A 20006-nucleotide genomic window follows, 5' to 3' on the forward strand; every position below is an offset into this window, starting at 1 on the left:
CAGAAAGAGACGGGCCCGATTATTAAAACTCTACACTGACCTTGATATTGGCATGCACGCCGGGCTCATAGATGGAGTTGCCCGTATTGAGCGCATACTTTTCATTAAAGATGTTGAGCACTTCACCAACAATGGCATACTGCTTTTCAGAACCGAACTTCACTCCCAGCATGGCGTTGGCTGTGGTCCAGGAATCATTGGAGTATACGGTGCGGGTAGCGGTGCCGCTTTCTTGTTCGGTTTTGCTGGCAAAGCGGATGTAGGCGTCGCCCATAATGTCCAGATTTTCATTGACGGGGTAGAGCGCACGAACACCAGTACGGCCCGTCCATTCCGGCGTGCCGGTTTTCCACGTGGTGTAGTTGCCGTTGTCAAACTGGCGTTTCATCCAGGTAACGTCGATGTAGGGCGTGAAGCCGAAGGGCAGATCGTAGCCTGCGCTGAATTCAACGCCGTGAGTTTTGGCCTGGCTGACGTTCTGGTAGTGGTACAGATTGGTGCCAGTCTGCATTGATGAAATATAGTCGTCGGCCACGGTATAGAAGCCTGTGACGTCAAGGCTGAGGCCGTGGGCGTAGTAGCGTGCGCCCACTTCCCAGGTGTTGGATTTTTCAGGCTTGAGATCCTGGTTGGGATATACCGTGCCACCGCCCATGCTGGAAATGACGTACTTTTCCTGCAGGTTGGGTACGCGGAATCCTTGCGAAAAACCCGCGCGCAAGGTCAGGTTGTCAATGCCCTGCCACATGAGCGAAGCGTTGAACACCGGCTGCGATTCCCATGTGTCGCCAGTAGATCCAGCGTTTATGTCGCTGATGGTGGTATTGGGCGACATTGAGGTTTTTTTGCTCTGCCAGCCGCTAGCTGTGCCCATGTGCGAGCTTACCCAGGTCTGGCGCACTCCGTAGGACAACGTGAAGTCCCAGGGCAGCTTGCTTTCCATCAGCGCGTACAGGGCGTGGGTGTCCATATGCCCCTTGTACTTGTAGTGGCTGTCAGTCATGATTTTCATCATGGGGGAGGGGGCCATGGTCATGTCCGTGTCGGTTTTGGCGTCCAGACCGTCCCGGTTGAACTCGTAGCCCGTAATAAGGTAGTTTTTTTCGCCAATGGACCAGTCGGACTGGAGGCTCGCGCCCCACTGCTCGTTTTTATTGTTGGCGTAGTTGTCCATCAATACGGAAGTGCTGCCGCTCGTCGATTCCACATGGTTGAGCATTTTTTTCCGGCTGTGCTGCCAGAAGGCATCCATGCGCAGGCGCGGCAGAAAGAATGCAATATCCTTGGCTTCTACAAAGACGGCGGCTTTTTTGCGTTCCCAGGGGGAAATATCAACATAGAAGTTGGGAGTGCTTGTGTCGCCAGCCAGAATTTCACTGTAAAACTGTTCGTACAGACCGCCAACCGTAAGGTGAGGGTTGAAGTCATAGCTCAGAAAGGCCGAGCCGGACTGCTGCTTGAACTTGGAATGCTGGGCTTCGCCATCAGGGGTGGACAGGTTGTACTGGTAGGTATTGGCCCCGGTGACGCGGTACTTGAGTCCTTCGTACCCTCCGTACAGCGAAAGGCTTTCGTCAAAGCCTCGTGTGGAGCCGTTGTAGCTGGTGGTTATCTGCCCTTGAATGGGCTTTGTGCCGCCCTTCTTGGTAATGATGTTGATAACGCCGCCCATAGCTTCGGAACCGTAAAGCACCGAGGCCGGTCCCTTGATGACCTCAATTCTTTCAATCATGGCAGGGTCCACAAGCAGGGCGGTGCCATCCATAGACTTGTTTTCAGCAATTTTCTGCCCGTCAATAAGCACCAGCACCCGGTTGGGGCTTTCGCCACGAATGGCGATGCGCTTCAAGCCCTGCGCCCCGGAGTTGACGACCTGCACGCCGGGAATGTCCTGCAAAATTCCGCCTACCGTGGCCGCAGGAGAAAACTTTATTTCCTCTTCTGTCACCACGCTTACGGCCATAGGCACGTCCAGCAGCTCTTTTTCAACGCGCGATGCTGATACCTTGACGGTATCGGTCTGAAGAGGTTCGGCATGGGCAGAGGCGCTCCAGAACAGTGCCCCGGCCAGACCCAGGGGGAGAGCATGCCTGCGTAAACTACGCAGCAAGATCATCGTTTTCCTCCAGTATGAGTTTGAGATAGTTGAGCAACAATTGTGAAAGATTCACCTGCCAGAACTGCCCGGCCATAGTCAGCACAGCGCGGCCCCGATCACACACCAGCAAGCCCGCGCGCTGCCATTGGCTCAGCAGGGGGGACCAGATGTCGTAAAGGGGCAGGGCAAAGCGGTCTTCAAGGGCGGACAGGTTCAGACAGCCTTGCTCCATATCTTCGGCCACGGCTCTGAACAGGGCATAGTGGGAGGACGGCTTTTGAAGCATGCTCACGGGCTTGCGGCCTTCAGCCACCTGCTGACGCCAGGAGTCGTAATCAGGGGTGTTGATATAGAAGTTTCCGGCAAAGTTACCGCCGCCGCCGGGCCCGAAAGCAAGGCAGTTGGCGGAACCTTTGACGTAGAGGTTGTACAGGTTGCGCTCTCTGGAGGTACGCGCCCAATGGCTGATGGACAAACGGCGGTAGCGCGCTTCGGTCATGGCCTCTACCGAGGCCTCAAACATAGCAGACTGTGCAGGTATATTTGCAGAGGGTGGAATACTGCCGCTTTCAATGGCTTTGCCCAGCGGGGTCTGGCCATACACGTTGAGCTGGTAGCAGTCAGCGCCGTCAAGGTTGAGGGACTGGGTAAAGGCAATGTCTTCAAGCCAGCAGTCCATATCCTGTCTGGGAAAACCGTAAATGAGGTCCACAATAACCGCCGACTGATCGTAGCTCATGAGCAACTCAAGCCCGCGGACCATGTCTTCTCTGGTGCCAAGGCGGCCCATTGAGCGGCGGATTTCGGTATTGAAGCTCTGTACGCCCAGCGAAAACCTGTTGGCGCCCCCGGCAAAGCAGGCTTCCATTTTGCGTGCGTCAAAGTTGGTCAGCCGCCCTTCGACGGTTATTTCGCAGTCATTGGCCAGTGGCAGGCTTTGACGAGTGGCCGTGAGAATACGCTCGAGATCTTCAGCTTCCAGAGCGGTGGGGGTACCGCCGCCAAGATACACGGCATGCACAGGGGTACTCTGCGCGGCCGGGCTGTCGCGCCACAAGGCCAGTTCGGCCAGCAGGGTTTCGGCGTACTGGGCGCTTTCATCCGCGCGGTAAGGTTTGTTGTAGAACCCGCAGTACAGGCAGTGGGTCTGGCAAAACGGCACATGAATGTAGGCCACGGTTTTGCCCTGCAAGGGTTTTTGCAAAAGCGAGGTAATGAGGGGTTGTATTTCTTCGGCAGGCGTGGAGCCGCCGCCCATGCCAGGGTGCATGGCAATTTTGCCTTCAAAGGCGTGCGGAAGGGCAGAAACGCCTTCTTTGGCAAAGTATTTTTCGGGGCTAGGGCGCTTGAGAGATTTCAAACCAGTTTGCTTGGAATTAGAGTTTTGCGCTGGTGCATGAGAGTTGTGCGTATCGAATTGCATGATCCTTCCTTTGTGGGGTCGGGCTGCCCAGTAAGTTAGTCTTGTCTAATTTGTTTAGACGAGTCTACAAAAATGAAATCGAATGTCAATTGCTTTTTTATGTTTTTTATTTTCTATTTTTTTATTTTTAATTTCAGAATGATATGAATATGAAAGATGCCCGTTGCCTTCTGCCAGATCCTGTCATCAGGCAAATATAGCGATCAGTAGAAGTATTTATGGGCGTTATGAAGCATTATGAATTTGAAAAATTACGAGAGGCTTGTGGTTCTGCCCACAGTGTTTCCCTCGGGTGGAGGCGCTGGGCAGCAGCGTCTCCACGGGTGTGGTTTGTCTGCGCAATGGCGGGACTGATGCTGATGCCAATGAAGGTGCTATCGATCAAAAAAAGCCCCCTGTTGTCAGGGGGCAGTTGCTGTTGGCCGTTTGCATCAAGGGCAGTTATACGTTTTCAGTGATAAACTGCCCTTCACAAGGCGCTCATGTCTGGTGGGATGAAAATCATCGTAAATAGAAAAACCAGCATAAAAGCAATGTTGCCAGCAGTGCCAGGCCAAGCAAAGGAGCGCCAACCTTGGCGTAATCCTTGTTGGTGTAGCCGCCGGGGTCACGCACCAGCAGGTGCACTGCGGATCCAAGAGGGGACACAAAGACCGCAGAGCTGGCTATGGCTACCGACATTGCGCAGGCCTGCGGGCTGATGCCGAGCTTCAGGCCAATATCCACCGCCATTGGAGCAACAAGAATCGCCACTGCCGAGCCAGACAGAAAAAAGCCCAGTATGGCTGCCAGAAGAAAGAGGCTTGCCAGAATAGGGAACGGACCGCTGCCTGCCAGAATGCTGATGACGCCATCCGAGGCCAACGACAGTACCCCTGTTTTCTGCAATGCCAAAACCAGAGGCAATATGCCGGCAAGCATGACGATGGTTTGCCAGTCTACCACTTCATAGATGGAGCTTTTGGGGACGCAATGCACAAGCACCAGTGCGGCAGTGGCAGCCAGAATGGCTGTTACGGGCGGCAGCAGGCCGGAAGCCATAAGTGCAACCATAACGCCCATAATGGCGAGAGTGATTTTTTCTTTTTGGGGCGCAGGAATGACTTCTTTATAGTCCTGCGGCAGTGTGAGCAGCAGGTACTGGCTCTTGTTGCGCTCCATACGCAGAATGTCGGCCCACGCTCCGCAGACCAGCAGCACATCACCAAATTTGAGGGGAATATCCGCCAGTTCTTCTGTCAGGGTTTTGCCCTTGCGGCGTATGCCCAGCACCATGCTCTGAAATGTCGTCTGAAAAAGAGTTTCTTTCAGGGATTTGCCAATGAGTGACGATTCAGGGTTGAGCATCACTTCTGCAAGCCCCACTACCTGAAAAAAACTCCTCCTTCTTGTGGCGGAGGCGGAAATTTTTTCCAGAGAAAAGGCTTCAATAAAGGCTTCCAGCTGTGCTTCCGTGCCGATAAGCATGAGCAGATCGCCAGCTTCCAGTACCATTTCGGGTTTTGCGGCTGCGATGACTCTTTTTCTGCCGTGTTCTGTGCTTTCCACGGCAAGCAGGGTTATGCCATAGCGAGCGCTGAGCTGCATGCGCGCAACACTGCGGTCCACAAGGCTGGAACCATCCGGGATGCGCAAAAGATACTGGCATTTGTTGATTTCGTGATGGCGCAGCAGGTCATCAATGGAAAGGCCTTTTTTGTGCTCGATGCGCGAATCTCTGGAGGCCAGCATGTTCTGTCCGAACAGCAGCATGAAGCCAATTGCCAGCAGCAGTATAAGCACGCCAAAGGGGGTAAAGCTGAAAAACCCCAGCACTTCCACCCCGCGCTCTCTCAGTATGCCGTTGACGATAATATTCGGCGTGGTGGCCACCAGCGTCATCATGCCGCTGATAAGAGAGGCGACGGCCAGCGGCATGAGCAGGCGCTTGGGATTGATATGGGTTTTTTCTGCAACGGAAAGCGTTATGGGGATAAAAATGGCGGCTGTGGCAGTGGAGCTCATAAACGCGCCAACGGTAGCCGCTGCCCCCATAATCATTGTCAGCAGGCGTGTTTCATTTCTGCCGCCCCGCCGGATGATGGCATCGCCCACACGCTGCGCTATGCCAGTGTGTATGATGGCTTTGCCCACAATGAACATACAGCTGATGATGATCACCGTTGTGCTGGAGAATCCCGAAAGCGATTCCTCAATGGTGAGTACGCCGCTGAGTGTCAGCGCCAGTATAACAAGTATGCCCACAACGTCATTGCGCAGGACTTCTGTAACGAGCAAAATGACAGCGCCCGCAAGTATCATGAGCGTGGCGGCCATGTCATAGGTAAGCATAAAAAATCTCCACAGCCGAAAAGTTGTGCGTGGCGGCCTTTTGGTGGCTGGCATGCCCCTTTGGGCAGATTGAAATAAAAGCCATGTCAGGCATCAGGCAATGCACCATGCAAGATGATATGTAAATGAAGACTGCTCTGCCAGCTTTCACTAAAACAGGATTAAATACAAGCCCGTCAGGCAAGTTGCCACGGTATAAAACACTGTTTGTTTTATACGTTACGGCATTGGCGGCATGAAGCAATATAGAGAGTAGATGCAGATATACAAAGGAAACTGCTGCTAGTGTAATTGAATTGAAAACCGGGATCTGACGATACTTTCAGGTTGAGGTGCAATTGCCAGTTTTGCCAGTTTTGAAAATGGAAGCTTGCTGGCCGGGGGAAAGGCGGCAGAAACAAATGTTGCCTGAAGCTTTGATGATTCACGAAGAATTGCACTGATGGATAATGCGCAATAGCAGCTTTGCCTGCTCTGGTGGTCAGGGGCAGGCAGCCGTCGCTCAAAAAACAGATGCGTTGCTGGGCGGTTGCGGTCTGCTTTTGGAAGTTACGGCGCATTTTATCCGGGTTGCGAACAAACCCGTGCGTCCACAAAAAAGGCGAGCCACCAATCTGAACCCATGCCCGTACGGAATCAGTGTTCCGTTTTCCAGCATGCGTCCGTTTTGGCGGCCCGCCTCTTTTGTATATCCAGAGCTACTTGGACGAATTCCCTTCAGCAGAGAATTTGCCCGCAGCCTTCATGATTTCCATCATGAGGCCCAGAGCCTGTTTGCCTTCAGGGCTGCGCAGTGTAGCAATCATGCTCATCACGCCAGCGGGTTTCGCGTTTGACGTGTCGATGGTGCTCATCATCTCGATCATTGCGGTGATCTTGCTCTGCAGCTTGGGGTCGGCAAGGCGCTGCAACAGGGTGGTCGCAAAAGCGAGGCCTTCACCTGTTTTGGCAATGTCTTCGGGGCTCATCGTGTCCAGCAGGTTTCCGCCAGCGTCTTTGAGCGCGGCAGCCTTTTTGAACACACCCTTTTGTTCCCACTCGCCCATCTTTTCAACGATGTGCGGGAAGGTCTGGCCAACAGCGGGATGAAGCACGTGCCACAGGTCAGTGGCGTTTTCTATCTGGTCGAGCAGCCAGGTGAGCCTGGGGACAGTCAGCAGGCCCTTTCTAGCCAGATCCAGAATGTCGTCAAGCGTAACCCGGCCATTGAGGATTTCCATCTCTTCGACAATAAGACGAAAAGCGTGGTTGCCGATGGGGGTCAGTTGTTCCATCAGCATACTGCTGTTTTCTTTGCTTGCTTGAAGATCGGCAAGCCGATCTTCAATGGCGTTCAAACGCTCGAGGATTTTATCTTCAGGTGTCATATCCCCTCCAACCTACTTGTTGCGCAGCAAGGAGGTATCTTTCCCTGCAAGATACATGTTGGGCTCAAACGGAAGCTCATGACCTTTCAGCATGAGGTTGTAATACACCCACTTGAACATGAGCTTGCCCCAGTAGTTGATGTGGCTTTCGCCCAGCAGCTCGAAGGGTCCAACGCCGGGCAGGGGGAACATGCCGGGCAGGGGTTCAACGGCGTAGCTGAAGTCGATCAGAGAGGCTTTTTCAAAGCCCGTGACGATAAAGCAGTTGGTGTGGCCGTCAAACTTGTAGTAATTGTCAGTTCCTTCAATGTCAGACATGAGGTTCTGGGCAATCACGTCCACTTCAAAGTGGGCGACAGATCCGGCCTTGGAGGCGGGAACGTTGGTGGCGTCGCCGACAACATACATGTTGTCGAACTTTTTGGCGCGCAGCAGTTCCTTGTCGGTATCGACATAGCCGGTCACGTCGGACACTTCGGAGTCGATGAGGAATTCTTGGCCCAGGTTCGGGGGAATAGCCACCAGCAGATCGTAGGGGATTTCGTCGCCGGTCACGGACGCGATGACCGCGCGGTCGGCTTCAACGCTGTCCACAGTCCAGTTGGTCGTAACTTTGATGCCCTTCTGTTCGCACAGCGCGCCAAGAATGTTGTTGGCAACAGGCTTGGTGAAGGCGCCCGTGAGAGGAGTGACCAGTTCGATTTCAACGTTCTGGCGCACACCCATCTTCTGCAGGTACCAGTCGGCCATGTACACAAATTCCAGCGGCGCAACAGGGCACTTGATAGGCGTTTCAGCAATGTGCAGAACGAGCCTGCCCTTTTTGAAGTGCTTCATCTTTTCGTAAAGAGCTGCAGCACCGTCGGGGGTGTAGAAGTTGTGGATTTTTCCGCCCCAGTCGTCCAGCATGCCAGGCACTTCATCGGGGGCGATACGTGCGCCGGTGCCGATGATGATCCAGTCGTATGTGTAGGTGCTGTTCTGGCATTCGACCTTACGGGCTATAGGATCAACCGCGTTAATCGTGTCGATGACAAAATTAACTCCGCGGCTGATAAAGTCTTTCTTGGGGCGCACACAACCCTGAGGAGTGTCGACTCCGAAAGGAACCAACAGCCAACCGGGCTGATAGTGATGGATAGGATCGCGGTCGATGAGAGTTATTTCCCATTCTCTTTCGCTCAATAACTTTCTCATCTTCGTGGCAATCATGGTTCCACCAGCGCCAGCACCAAGAATAAGCAATTTTTTCATACAGTTAACCCCAAAGTTAAGTATAGATCTTTTGCACTGAAAAGGTTCCCTCACTACGCGCAACCAACTTTGTTGCAGGCCGATATCATAGTAAGATGGTATTTTTCTACGTCTAGCATAAATATTTGCGGTCTGCATCATATTCGTCAATAAAACTGATTATGTATCCTTTAATTAATACCATATTTGTATGTTTTAGGCTGCTCAATATTGTTTGCACAAGCGTAGATTGTTTGCAAAAGATTTGCTTTCTAGGAGGGGATATTTGTGGAAAGCGAAATCTGAATTCCGAAAAAAATTGGAAAAACAAGTTATGCTGGCTTACGGCATCAAGAAGAGTACAGGATCAAGCACGAAATTCTATTCGTATGTCTGAAGCCGCAGATTTTTTAAGGATTGTGTTAGTTCGGATATTCGTGTGTAGGGGTATGCTAACTATCAACAATTGTTCACTTTGCGGACTGAGACAAAAAGAGGTTATGGGGAAAATTCCATAACCTCTTGGACATCTGGTTGAAGCAGAAAGATTTGATTTTGTGAGGCAGCTTAAGATGCCCTCACGAACACTTGCCCGTGCTGTTAATCTTTTTCATGCGCGAATTCAGGCGGCCTGCTTTTTGCCCGACGTGCATCAAGCCGTCGACACGATGAACGCGGTTTGGCGCACAGCGTGTCAAGTGATCCCGCCTGTTGCGCCTCTATATCGGGTGAATACTGACACACCCGGTGTTTTCCAAGGCGCTTCGCCTCGTACATGGCGATGTCTCCACGGCGGACCATCTCATCTCTGCTGATACCGGGCGTATCTATTACTACTATTCCAATGCTGGCGGAAAGGCCTTCCCAGGGGGTGTCTTTCGTAAAAACGGTTTCCATTGCTTTTTGTAATTGGCGTGCCCGCGCAACCACTTGTTCCGCGGTGTGGGCTTTTTTCAAGTACAGAACAAATTCATCGCCACCCATGCGGGCAATGAGGGCTTCTGCAAAATTTTCCCGTAAAAGCCGGGCCGTCAACTTCAAGGCGTCGTCTCCGGCACGATGCCCATAAGTATCGTTGATGTCCTTGAAGTTATCCAGATCTACAAAAAGTAACGATGTTTCTGCCCGGCCGATTTCTGGCAGATTGTTGTAAAAATATCTTCTGTTGAACAACCCGGTGAGTTCATCGGTATTGGCGCTGAGTTCCAACTCTTGTTGAGAGTTACGCTCCTTCGTCACGTCTCTGTATATAACCAGCAGACCGATGCGATTTTTAAATATATCCAGAATTTTTCTTTCGTACGATTCCAGAATTATTTCTTTTCCCTCGTTCCACGATCGCACTTCAAGGCGGTTTCCAATCTGCTTCATGCGATATTCTTTGATAGCAATATCGCGCAGGCGGGAGCGGTAGCTGCCAATAATCTCTTCCGCACTCTGGAAATGGAAAAAATCCAAGAACTTTTGGTTTGTGTTAACGATCCTATTGTTTGCGTCCAGAATGATAGCGGCAAAAGGAAGGTTTTGCAGGATTATATCAACCTCGGCGCTCGAATTCGTAATATCTGTCATGTCATAGGCAATGCCTACTGTGCCTATGACTGTTCCATCTTCATCAAATATGGGTGATTTGCGTGTTTTAAACTGACGCATGCCCATTTTTGTTTTTACAATCTCATCAAATATGCAGGTCTCAGCTCGCGCTATAACTTCTTCTTCGGTTTCCAGGCAGACGTATTCACCATCAGCATACTCGTCCGGCTCAATATCCCATATGTAATAGTGCCCCCGCCCGGTGACATCTTTTTTGCTTTTTCCCACAACGCTGCAAAACGCGTCATTAACCTTGAGGTGCGCGCCGCGTATGTCTTTGAACCAGACCAGATCGGGGGTAGTATCAATGGCCGTTTCCAGGCAGTGCTGCAACAACGTGTATTTTTTGCTCAGCAGGGCGTTGCTCAGCAGATTCTTGATGCGCATGTCCATAACTGCCCGGTTGTTCGTTGAGGGCCAGACCTCGTCCAGAAGGGAGATCAAGCTTTCAGCCAGGGTGGCTTCTTGCCCGGCGGAGTCTATCAAAATAATCCGCGCTGTGGGCTTGGCTGCTTTTTTGAGGTCAGGCAATGAGACAAGATGCTCTGGGCCAAGAAAATAGATATCTTCTTTGGCTTGAGCCTCCGCAGGAGGTGATTGCACTTCGGCGTGGAAGGATATTTTGTGCCTGAAATCAGCATCAGCCTGCAGAGCTTTGAATGTGCCTTCAAGTAGTGGCTCTGCAGAATAGAGACTGATCCGCAATACACGGAAAAACATGAAACTGCTCCATTGCAACGCTATGTTCCATTTAATGGAATCATGCCAAGTATAAAAAACATACTAAAATAGTTTGTACCATGTCCAGTAGAGTATGGGAACTCTTTTCGGAAGTACGAAAAAACAATCGCAGATCAGTCGGGCTGTTTGCCGTTTACCGCCTGGCATGTGTATCCCAAATGGGAGGATTACCGGGGGAGAGGGCGTTGGCAGTCTGGATAATTATACAAGAAAGCTATTTTTGTGCGCAGGGGGCGTAGAGCGAGGCTCATCCGGGTGTATTGCGAGCTGTATTTTACGGCTTATCTGGGAAAAGAGTCGGCTCAGAAGGAGATTCTTACGCAGGTTGGTCACGGGGGGCGCAAAATACGGCTGATTTGCAGTGCAGTCTTACCATTTGGCCAAACATCGTTCAGTATTGCTCAAATATATTCCTAAAAAACTGCTCCAGCACAGCCGCTCCGGAGGAAAACATCTAAAGGTCGGGTAGAGGCGTTCCCTCGCCCTTTTTGTAAATGAGTCTCATCTGCCAGAGGGCTACCTCGCCACCCCTTGCTGTAGAGACCAAATCGAGGAGTGGTAGTAATTCGTCTGCTCTGAGAGCCCGTGGTGCGTAAATTGGCCGTGGGCGGTTGGCCTTGGCGGATGATGGATTTTAGCCCCTGAGACCGATTAAGTGCTTGCTGCTGGCACTCAAAGTTATTTTCCTGCATTCGTTATTTTCAATGATTTTAGAAAATTGCGGGCAAAATTGGGGTATTTTTCTGCCAAAGAAGGCAAAATAGGCTTAAACTTGTCATCCTGTCCTCTGGTGGAGTCGTACATCAGGCAGTCGGCAAACACTCCGTTAACAAGATCCAGTAAAATTGATTCGTATTTATTTTCAAAGTGACTGTTGATAATGTCATAGGCTTCAATTTCTTTCAGGCCAACATTCGCCCGGTGTTTAAGATGATCTACTTCTGAAAGATAATAAATGCCTTTTGGATGCCTGTTGTACACGCTCATGATCTTGTTAATGAAGCCAATTTTTCCTGTTTCCGCGTGCAGAAGATGCCAGTACCAGTCGCCTGGGCAGCAGTCAGGCCGGAACCATTCGGGCAGGCCATTGCGAAAGCGCCATCGGTACACGACAGAATTGGTCTGGATGAGGTTGCACTTGAGCAGGTCGCTCAAATAATAAAAAGGTCTTATACCGCGCGGAAGCTCTTCAACCGGGGGGTAAATGCGCTCGCGCTCTGTGCCGTCCTCATACACAACCTTTACCGGGTGAAAACACAGGGCACAGTTTTTATGCAGATCAAGAAAATCAACCTGCGTTTGCAGTTTGCTGGGGTCGGTAAAATAATCGTCTCCATCGCACAGAGCTGCATATTCCGTGCGGCACATTTCAAACAGGGCCTGAACATTTCGCCAGCCGGGTTTGCTCCTATTTTTGCGGAACACGGGGACAATGTGCGGGTATCTGCCTGCATAGTCCAAAATTATCTTTTGCGTGTCGTCGGATGAGCCATCGTCGGCAATAATATGCTGGACAGGAAAGCTGGTTTGTTGGGCTATGACGCTCTCAATATTCCGGGCAATAAATTCCGCGTGGTTGTATGCAAGCGTTAGGACAGACAAGCGCGGTTCTGGTTCGGTGCCAACGCAGGAAGGCAGCGGTGCGGCGGTGTTGCCGCATGCATCGTGCAGCGCCTGGCGCACAATGCGTTGATCGTGTTGCAGAAAGTGCGTCGGTACCGCATCCATCTCAGCCATGCGCGCCTGAGCAAAGTCCGTATCCAGTTGTCGGGCTATGTTAAAGGCTGTTGTTTCATCCAGGCCCAAAAACGGTTCCCAATCTGGTTCCGGCAAAGGGTCGTCAAACAGGCGCTCCGAGCCCAGTAACCGGGCCGCTTCCATATTATCTGCCTCGCGCTGTTCCAGCAGTTCGGTGCGACGTTTGGGCCCAAGCAGGCTATGAGGGGAGGCGGCATAGTTGCTGTTAAAAAACTTGTGAAGCTGCGAGGGCCAGTGAAAAACAGTAGTCGGAGGTAACGGAAGGGTGTTTTCGCCAAGCGTTGTCTGAGCGAAACTGAGAACTTCGCGCGGGATGCAGGGAAAGCATAAATGTTGTTTGTCCATTAGCTGCAAAGAATTTTTTACATCTACATGTATCAGCTCTGCAATATCTTGAATCGTACCAACCGTCCGATTTTTTGAATCAAAAGCCTGCATTGCGTATTTTATAAAATAACTGAAATTATTTTCACAAAAACTTGATCGCGCATTGAAAAATCTATTAATTTCAAGTGTATAAAATCTAAAGGCGGTATACGAATAATAAAGTTCAAATATTGCATCATCGCGTTGAGAACTGTCGAGAATAATATGCAGTGCTGCATCGGGAAAAACATGTTTGCATGCACGAACAAGGTTATGAAAAGCGTATACTCTTGGCCGGATGGAAAAAAGGCCAAGTATCAGCGAGTGCGCCTTGAGATTTGCTGCACTTTTTTCAATATCTCGAAGGGCTGCTGGTAGTCTGCAGTCTCCGGATTTTTGGCACAGCTCATTTAGTTTTGTGACATAGAGGGAGCTGTGCGTTGTTGAGCAAATGGTTTCAGCGTAATAAATCCCTTGATCCGCGAATGTTGCAGGAAAATTATTGTTAATAAATGAGAAAAATAACTGCTCATGAATCCCGGAATAGAGAAATATTTTTTTTATCATGGTGATGTCTGCCGATTTTAATACAAGATGACCGGGTGTATTTGCGCATTGCTTCCAAAATATGCCCATATTTGTTCTAGCATTATATCTTGATGCTGCGCGCGCGTGAATAAAATTATAGGCAGTTGTTTGCCCCGGGCCGCCGCGGTTGCTGGTGAAATCACTGGCATACCGTCTATTGCGGGAGTGTTCTGCGCAAATTCTGGCGACAGGATCATGCCTTGGGGGCAAAGGCATGCAAGGCTTTGCCTGTAGTATTTATATGCTGCACCCGCACCCCAGAACCAGACTTGTTCGCCATGCATCCTTTCAGCCATGCTGAGGTAACAGGACAACAGCATTTTGTTCCTGGTACTGTATTTTTCTTTGTAATATGTCAGTATTAATGCTTCGCCTTTTGTCTTGATATCAACTTCAGGCAAATTGGCCTTTTCACACAGAGATAAATGTTCTTGTATTGACCTTTTCCATCCCCAGAATTGAGTATTTTTTTTAAGTATAAAATGGCTAAACAGTGCTTTCATGTTTGCAATAGGCTGCTCAATACATCTGAATGAAGAAAAAGAATGACGTTGGTATGTTGAATGTATTGTTATTATTCCGTCATCATTCAGGTAGTGCCGGATATCTTTCAAGAGAGTCACCCACTGTGCATTTGTGAGTGTATAATCAACTTCAATAATACATATAATGTCAAATTTTTCTTCTTTCTTAAGGCACTTTGGAACAAATCCAACACGTAAGTTTTCTTTTAAAAACTTTTTATCTAAAAATGAAGGAATGTTGTCGGACAATTCAGTGCAGTATACTGTTGTGTTTGGCCTTTCTTGCAATAATCTGTATTCAACATATCCATTGCCGCAGGAGATGCTTAAAACTTTTTTTTTATCTTTTATATCTATGTGCTGGAGAATATTTTCAAGAGATTCTTCTTTGAATAATTTGTAGGGTTCACTCAGTTTATCTGGAGAAGTGTATCTTTTTTGGAATTCTTCATAAAAAGAACTATAAAATGAGGTTCCAGCAATTTTGAAAAATGAAAGCTCTGCAAAAGAAAAGAATGGAATATAGTGCCAGTGCCATTGGTATGAACGCCTCATGATAGTACCTTTGTGTGGTCTTATATAGAGAGTGAGCGCTGTGCCGTGCGCGAATAAAATAAAAGGATTCTGCGGCGCTGAAATTTATTTGATCAAAAATTTTGCCCTGAAAGCAGGTTATGCCAGCGCGGCATGCCGGGTGTTGTGCAAAAAAAACTGTTTGCCTGAGTCGGCTTAATGGTGTGCAAAGCCCGAACCAGTTCATGTGCATTTTTGACGGTAACTCTACCGGGTACGCCTTGCGTAATGCTCATGTCAAAATTGTTTTCCGAGGCGCATTCTATAAGCGGCAGCCCTTTGCAACAGGCCAGCAATCCTACAGAGGTTGCGCTGTCAGCCAATACAACCGTGCCTGGCGTCATGTGGTCTTCAATCGCTCCAGAAACCAGGCTGGGCGGGACAATAAACAGTTGGCGCAGCATTGAGTCTACAGGAAGGTACGGGTGCGGCTTGATGCGTACATTGTCCATGAGCGGATGGTTTGACAGGCGCATGGCTTGCGCCAGAAGGGTCAATGTGCGTAGCGCTTCCTGTTTGAAGTAAGAAGTTGCAACAAGAATGCGACTGTATGGAACGGCGGGCAGAGTTGGCGCTGACGTTGCGCTGCAGATAAAGCGTGTGGCTTCCAGCATGCCGAGTGACTGCTCCGGAAAACCGCTTTTGCGCATGGCCTGATACGCCCCATCACTGTTGCAGAAAAATTTGTCGGGCATGAGTGCGCAAAATTCGGCAATATCCCAAGTGGCTGGAGATATAAAAAAACGGAAATCCGCAGACCGGATAACAGAATGCTGGGCAGCATAGATGTGTTTGCAGCCAAGATTGCGCTGTTCGCGGAAAAGCAGCCGTTCCCAAAATTGCAGTTCAGATGATGTTATTACGGTATGCTGCGGGCCAACCAGCGCACAGTAATGCTGTATGCCTTCCAGGGCAAAACACATTCTCATCAGGTGGACGCCCTGCGTGGAGTCCTTCCAGATTCCGGCCAGTAGAGGGTACACGTTCAGATGTGAATTGGGCCATTGCATGGTTGCAGGCAAATGCTGCAAGAGCCCCCGAGCCTTCCATGCCACAAGCATGGCCGACAGCCATGCCCGCACTGCGCCCCGGAGGGTTATGCATTCTTCCAGAAAGGTCATATCCGTATCGCCGGGCTCGTTTTGCATAAAGGCATCACGCAGGCGGATATTTTCCGGTGCTTTGTCTGGCGGATCACCGTGAATGAAAAACCAGTGAACGGGGTTGCCGCAGTTTGGGAGAATGTCGTGTACATCCTCCCAGTATTTTGAGCGAAACCGTTCCTGCTTTGCCGCCTTTGCATCTACATTGGGAAACCACGTGCCGAGCAGCAGGCCGGGCTGCCTGACAACCGTAGGCGCGGCGGGGAAGAGGGAACGCACGTCACGCCACCAGCGCCATGCCTGACGCGTGACCTGAAATGCGTTGATGGCCCGGTTTGCCATTGCGCTGCGGCGGAATCGGGCCAGTATCCTCCGCCATGCAGCAAGGGGGTGCGTTGAGTATGTTGATGCGGCAGAATTTTTACAGCTTGGGAGAGTGTGACCGCATGCCTGTAGTTCATGCTCTTCTGCGGCTGGCGCAGGGGCACGCTGCTCGAAAGGGATATCCAGACTTTTGCAAAGCTCGCTCATTGTCTTTGCCAGTTGCACATTTGTTGAGTGCAGGCAGACAAAAGAGGGTTGTATATCCAGTAGCAGGTGTTCCAGCGTGCGCAGCTTGAAAATTTCAAACAGGTTGGGGCCCAAAAAAGCCGGATGCCGTTCAAAGATTTGCGTCAACCACCAGAGGGAAAAGCCGTCGGGCAGACGGAGATGGTTCCGCAACGGGCTGCCATCAATGGAATATTCGCCAAAATTGTGAACAAAACGAAGAAACTCTTCACGAGTTTCATCAGCATAGTCCTCCTGGTGGTCAAGAATGCTGTCTATGTGATCGTTCTCTGAAAAACGGTCCCATAGAAGTATTTTGCCGACACATTGAGGCTGCGGCATTTCGTCAACAATATGTAAACATTCCATATGGCACTATTGTGTTATTATTATCTGGTCCAGATGCAGTTATAGGTGTTGCGGTAAGGTGATGTATCATAAAAATCAGCATGGGCGCGTACTGCAAGCGTAAATCCAGAATTATCAAGGATTGCATTAATCATAGAGGCATGTTCATTAAAATCAAAACTTGTTTCCACAAGAACACTTTTTACTTTTGGCGATGCCAACAGTTTTTTCATTCCTGCAAGAATAAGGTGTTCTGTGCCATCAACATCGATCTTGATGTAGTCTGGAATTTCCAGGCCATACAGCTCTACAAGGGCATCGGCTGTAATACCCGGCATTGTGTATTCAAAGCATTTTTGCAGCGTATTACCATGTTGATCGTATCCCTCTGCAAAAGTTGAGCAGGCCTCTCCGTGAGTCATATAGCTTAATTCAAATTCTCCAAACTTTGTCGAATCGCTTAAGCACATCGGTATGATGGAAATTTTATTATCTGTTTGTTGGCATGTATTAATGGCGGCGTGCCTGGCGAGCAGTTCAAGGTTAAAGACTGAAGGTTCAAATGCATAAACTTTTGCGTGTCGCATTTTTTGTGCATATATTGAATACAGACCGATATTTGCACCCACGTCCCAAAATACGGCATTGTCAATAAATGTATTAAGCCACTCGATTGTTTCTGGCTCTTTTTCAAAAAAAGAGTCAATTCTATACGTGGTAACGGCATTAATGCGATGAAATTTAAGAGAAATATCACCCACAATGACATTTCTGGTTTGTGACCATATTGATTCCAGGGCGGCTTCGGAAACGCGACCGTTTTGATTTGAAGCTAGCTGGCTGTTAAATACAGACATAAACATACAGTAGTGCAGCAGCGGATTAATGCCGCTGTGCAAGGCTTCAGGATTTTCAGCCAGATACTGTCGAGGGTCGAAATGCGGGTTGGGTTTGTAGCCTTTGCGCAGGCCGTATCGCATAAAATGGATCAGGGGCGGCATTACTTCTGCTCTGCCCAGCAGGTAGTTTGCCCGATACCATTTTTCGTCAAAGAGACCGGATTGCGTTACCAACGCCAAGTCCTCAGCTGTGGGCTCCGAAAATACCGGCCAACATTCGTCCGGCTGCTCTTCGTTGGCGGGTGCGCTATTAATTGACGTCATGCCAATACACTCCTTTATATCTTGCAACAATCCTTGGCTCTGATTCATTATCTATAGTATAACGGTATGCAACAGTATAAAATCAAAAAAGCGGATGCATTATCTGTCATGCCCTCGAGTGCATCGGCGGCATATCTCTGGTATTTCTTTGTGAAGGAGATAGTTTTTAAACAAGGTGTGAATGGCTTGCTGACTAAGGCATTCAGCAAGCGATTGTGATGCAAGATTTCCAATAACCATACTGTCATATTCTGTTTTAATATATATGCATCCGCACAACTTCAAACTTCCATCAGCAAGTACACTCAATTGTGGAGTATACAGTTTTTTGCACAGGCTTTGAGTATTGCTGTGGTCGACAATTTTTATTTCAGAACCTGCCTTGTCCAAAATTTGCCCAGACCAGCTGTCAAACTCAAACCGATTCAGCTCATTGAAGATGATATTATTATCAACAAAATATTTTACATGTTTTTTGTAATCATCATCGTTAATGACGTCCTCATACGTGCGATTGGACCGAAATCCAAACCCAATATGGGTCTGTGGACAGTATTTTTCTTTATATTTAAAAAATTTGATAAGGGCAGGGAAAAATTCGTCATAATTGTTAACCCCAAACAGGGTTGCATAAGCCTCTGCAGAAAAGCCTGGCGTTGAGATATAAATACGCTCCGGGTGGAAATCCAGAGTTCTTTCAACAAGATTCCACTTGTGAAAAAGTGTTCCGTTCGTTGTTATGTATACCTTGAGGCCAAGATTTTTGGCGTAAGCTATTTTTTCAATAATATTTTTGTCTGTGAAAACCTCACCTGTTCCAATAAAGTGAATAACTCCATCATTTTTTTCATTGTGAAAATCGTCAGCTATTTTTTTAAAGAGCTCAAAAGGCATGATCTGTTTTTTATCAATATTCAGGCTGTATTGGCAAAAAATACAATTTGCGTTGCAGATATTGCTGTTTTGAACAGGGATGCACTGAGGAACAGGCAGTGGAACAAGCGTATGCAGCAAGGCGCAGCTTGAGGGCGAATGCAGGGCAACCTTGGAGAGATTGTTTTGCATCTTCTTTTTAATTGCAGGTTCCGCCTGAGTAATAGCCTGCCATGCTTCATCGGGATACTGTTCCGCATACCAGCGCAAAACGGCGTCCAGCGGAAAGTCCGTTGGCATCGCTTTCGGATAGGGCAGGGCATTGCGTAGAGCGGGGATTATGAGTCCTTTCTTGTCTTCGCTCTGTATCTCCGGCAGCAAGGCAAGCCATGCAAACGCGCCGGATGTGTCCGGGGAAAGCAAGCTTTGCGCCAGTTCTATGGTGGGTTCCGTTATGTGTTTCAGGGGATCTGGTTCACCATTATTCCGTTTGTCACAGGCTATGAGCGCAAGTACATGTTCCAGTGCCTTTATGGCGTTTCTGGCTGAATTGGCACGTTCATACTGCCTGTACAGCAACAAAGGTTCACCCGCTAAGCTTGCGATGGCGCAGCCGTTTTCCAGCAGGCGATGCCAAAGATCGTAATCCTGTACATAGTTCAGCGCCGGGCAGTATCCCTTCACTTCTTTAAGCGCTTGTGTGCGGAGCATGGCCGCTGGGTGGGGTATAGCGCGTCCCTGCCATGTGGTCATTTCAAGCCTGATCATTTCAGGTGTGCAGGGTGGGCGCCATGACCAGCCATTTTGGCCCCCGTCCTTATTGATGCCGAGGATGCTGCCACCAAGAACCGTCACTTCTGGATGGGCTTCCATAAAAGCAAGCTGGCGGTAAAAGCGATGGGGCAGGGCTATGTCGTCCGCGTCCATTCGGGCCACATACGGAGTATCCGTTAAGGCAAGTCCCTTGTTAAGAGCGCCCGTCTGGCCAAGATTTTTCTCGTTTGTCACAACCCGGATGCGCGAATCCCTGCGCGCGTATTCGGCCAGAATGGACGACGTGGCATCATCAGACGCATTGTCGAGAATAAGAAATATGAAGTTGGAAAATGTCTGGTCCAGAATGCTTTCCACGGCTTCTTTCAGGTGCGCTTCACCGTTGAAAACTGTCATAAGAACCGTAAGGGGCGGCGTGCTGTACTGCGGTAGTTGCATATCCTGATCAACACTGTTGGCATAAAAATCTTTATCCAGATTCTGCAAAAAGTGGAGCAGGGGATTGCACCTGGTGGCAAGAACATGCGGAAACGCGCCCAGGTACAGAAGGGGATCAAAAAATTCGTTGGGGCGGTAGCCTTTTCTTGGGCCGTACCGTAAA

General features: G+C 49.4%; 12 protein-coding genes. All 12 read right to left on the minus strand.

Going from position 1 to position 20006, the window contains the following annotated elements:
- Positions 1-22: 22 nt before the first annotated feature.
- Complete coding sequence (locus QM579_RS06435) at positions 23-2116, minus strand: TonB-dependent receptor plug domain-containing protein (RefSeq protein ID WP_414998350.1); 2094 nt, start codon at positions 2114-2116, stop codon at positions 23-25.
- Positions 2100-3521, minus strand: a complete 1422-nt coding sequence (hutW, locus tag QM579_RS06440; RefSeq protein ID WP_414998351.1) for a heme anaerobic degradation radical SAM methyltransferase ChuW/HutW — start codon at positions 3519-3521, stop codon at positions 2100-2102. Before hutW ends, QM579_RS06435 begins: the two co-directional genes overlap by 17 nt.
- Before the next feature lie 501 nt (positions 3522-4022).
- On the minus strand, positions 4023-5852 hold the full coding sequence (locus tag QM579_RS06445; RefSeq protein ID WP_414998352.1) for an SLC13 family permease: 1830 nt from the start codon (positions 5850-5852) through the stop codon (positions 4023-4025).
- Positions 5853-6064: 212 nt separating this feature from the next.
- The gene (locus QM579_RS06450; protein WP_414998353.1) at positions 6065-6412 is read right to left on the minus strand and encodes a hypothetical protein; all 348 of its coding nucleotides are present in this window, start codon (positions 6410-6412) and stop codon (positions 6065-6067) included.
- A 138-nt stretch (positions 6413-6550) separates the two neighbouring features.
- Entirely contained in the window at positions 6551-7219 is a 669-nt protein-coding gene (locus tag QM579_RS06455) for a DUF1641 domain-containing protein (RefSeq protein WP_414998354.1), read from the minus strand.
- Between the two features lie 12 nt (positions 7220-7231).
- Positions 7232-8473 (minus strand): NAD(P)/FAD-dependent oxidoreductase, encoded by a 1242-nt coding sequence (locus QM579_RS06460; RefSeq protein WP_414998355.1) that lies wholly within the window; start codon positions 8471-8473, stop codon positions 7232-7234.
- A 579-nt stretch (positions 8474-9052) separates the two neighbouring features.
- The gene (locus tag QM579_RS06465) at positions 9053-10765 is read right to left on the minus strand and encodes a diguanylate cyclase domain-containing protein (RefSeq protein WP_414998356.1); all 1713 of its coding nucleotides are present in this window, start codon (positions 10763-10765) and stop codon (positions 9053-9055) included.
- 699 nt (positions 10766-11464) lie between these two features.
- On the minus strand, positions 11465-13546 hold the full coding sequence (locus QM579_RS06470) for a glycosyltransferase family 2 protein (protein WP_414998357.1): 2082 nt from the start codon (positions 13544-13546) through the stop codon (positions 11465-11467).
- Complete coding sequence (locus QM579_RS06475) at positions 13495-14577, minus strand: class I SAM-dependent methyltransferase (protein ID WP_414998358.1); 1083 nt, start codon at positions 14575-14577, stop codon at positions 13495-13497. Before QM579_RS06475 ends, QM579_RS06470 begins: the two co-directional genes overlap by 52 nt.
- A 92-nt stretch (positions 14578-14669) precedes the next feature.
- Positions 14670-16616 (minus strand): TIGR04326 family surface carbohydrate biosynthesis protein, encoded by a 1947-nt coding sequence (locus QM579_RS06480; protein WP_414998359.1) that lies wholly within the window; start codon positions 16614-16616, stop codon positions 14670-14672.
- 20 nt (positions 16617-16636) lie between these two features.
- Positions 16637-17806: an FkbM family methyltransferase gene (locus QM579_RS06485; RefSeq protein WP_414998360.1), complete on the minus strand. Its 1170-nt coding sequence runs from the start codon at positions 17804-17806 to the stop codon at positions 16637-16639.
- Positions 17807-17857: 51 nt separating this feature from the next.
- Entirely contained in the window at positions 17858-19843 is a 1986-nt protein-coding gene (locus tag QM579_RS06490) for a glycosyltransferase (RefSeq protein ID WP_414998361.1), read from the minus strand.
- Between the last annotated feature and the right edge of the window lie 163 nt (positions 19844-20006).

Origin of the sequence: Desulfovibrio sp., assembly GCF_047607245.1 — a bacterium.
Taxonomy (GTDB): domain Bacteria; phylum Desulfobacterota; class Desulfovibrionia; order Desulfovibrionales; family Desulfovibrionaceae; genus Desulfovibrio.

What these genes read in the sequence shown, in the direction of transcription:
- QM579_RS06435 (WP_414998350.1), bottom strand. Translation starts at nt 2,116, where the DNA reads ATGATCTTGCTGCGTAGTTTACGCAGGCATGCTCTCCCCCTGGGTCTG.
- hutW (WP_414998351.1), bottom strand. Translation starts at nt 3,521, where the DNA reads ATGCAATTCGATACGCACAACTCTCATGCACCAGCGCAAAACTCTAAT.
- QM579_RS06445 (WP_414998352.1), bottom strand. Translation starts at nt 5,852, where the DNA reads ATGCTTACCTATGACATGGCCGCCACGCTCATGATACTTGCGGGCGCT.
- QM579_RS06450 (WP_414998353.1), bottom strand. Translation starts at nt 6,412, where the DNA reads ATGCGCCGTAACTTCCAAAAGCAGACCGCAACCGCCCAGCAACGCATC.
- QM579_RS06455 (WP_414998354.1), bottom strand. Translation starts at nt 7,219, where the DNA reads ATGACACCTGAAGATAAAATCCTCGAGCGTTTGAACGCCATTGAAGAT.
- QM579_RS06460 (WP_414998355.1), bottom strand. Translation starts at nt 8,473, where the DNA reads ATGAAAAAATTGCTTATTCTTGGTGCTGGCGCTGGTGGAACCATGATT.
- QM579_RS06465 (WP_414998356.1), bottom strand. Translation starts at nt 10,765, where the DNA reads ATGTTTTTCCGTGTATTGCGGATCAGTCTCTATTCTGCAGAGCCACTA.
- QM579_RS06470 (WP_414998357.1), bottom strand. Translation starts at nt 13,546, where the DNA reads ATGGGCATATTTTGGAAGCAATGCGCAAATACACCCGGTCATCTTGTA.
- QM579_RS06475 (WP_414998358.1), bottom strand. Translation starts at nt 14,577, where the DNA reads ATGAGGCGTTCATACCAATGGCACTGGCACTATATTCCATTCTTTTCT.
- QM579_RS06480 (WP_414998359.1), bottom strand. Translation starts at nt 16,616, where the DNA reads ATGGAATGTTTACATATTGTTGACGAAATGCCGCAGCCTCAATGTGTC.
- QM579_RS06485 (WP_414998360.1), bottom strand. Translation starts at nt 17,806, where the DNA reads ATGAATCAGAGCCAAGGATTGTTGCAAGATATAAAGGAGTGTATTGGC.
- QM579_RS06490 (WP_414998361.1), bottom strand. Translation starts at nt 19,843, where the DNA reads ATGCAACTACCGCAGTACAGCACGCCGCCCCTTACGGTTCTTATGACA.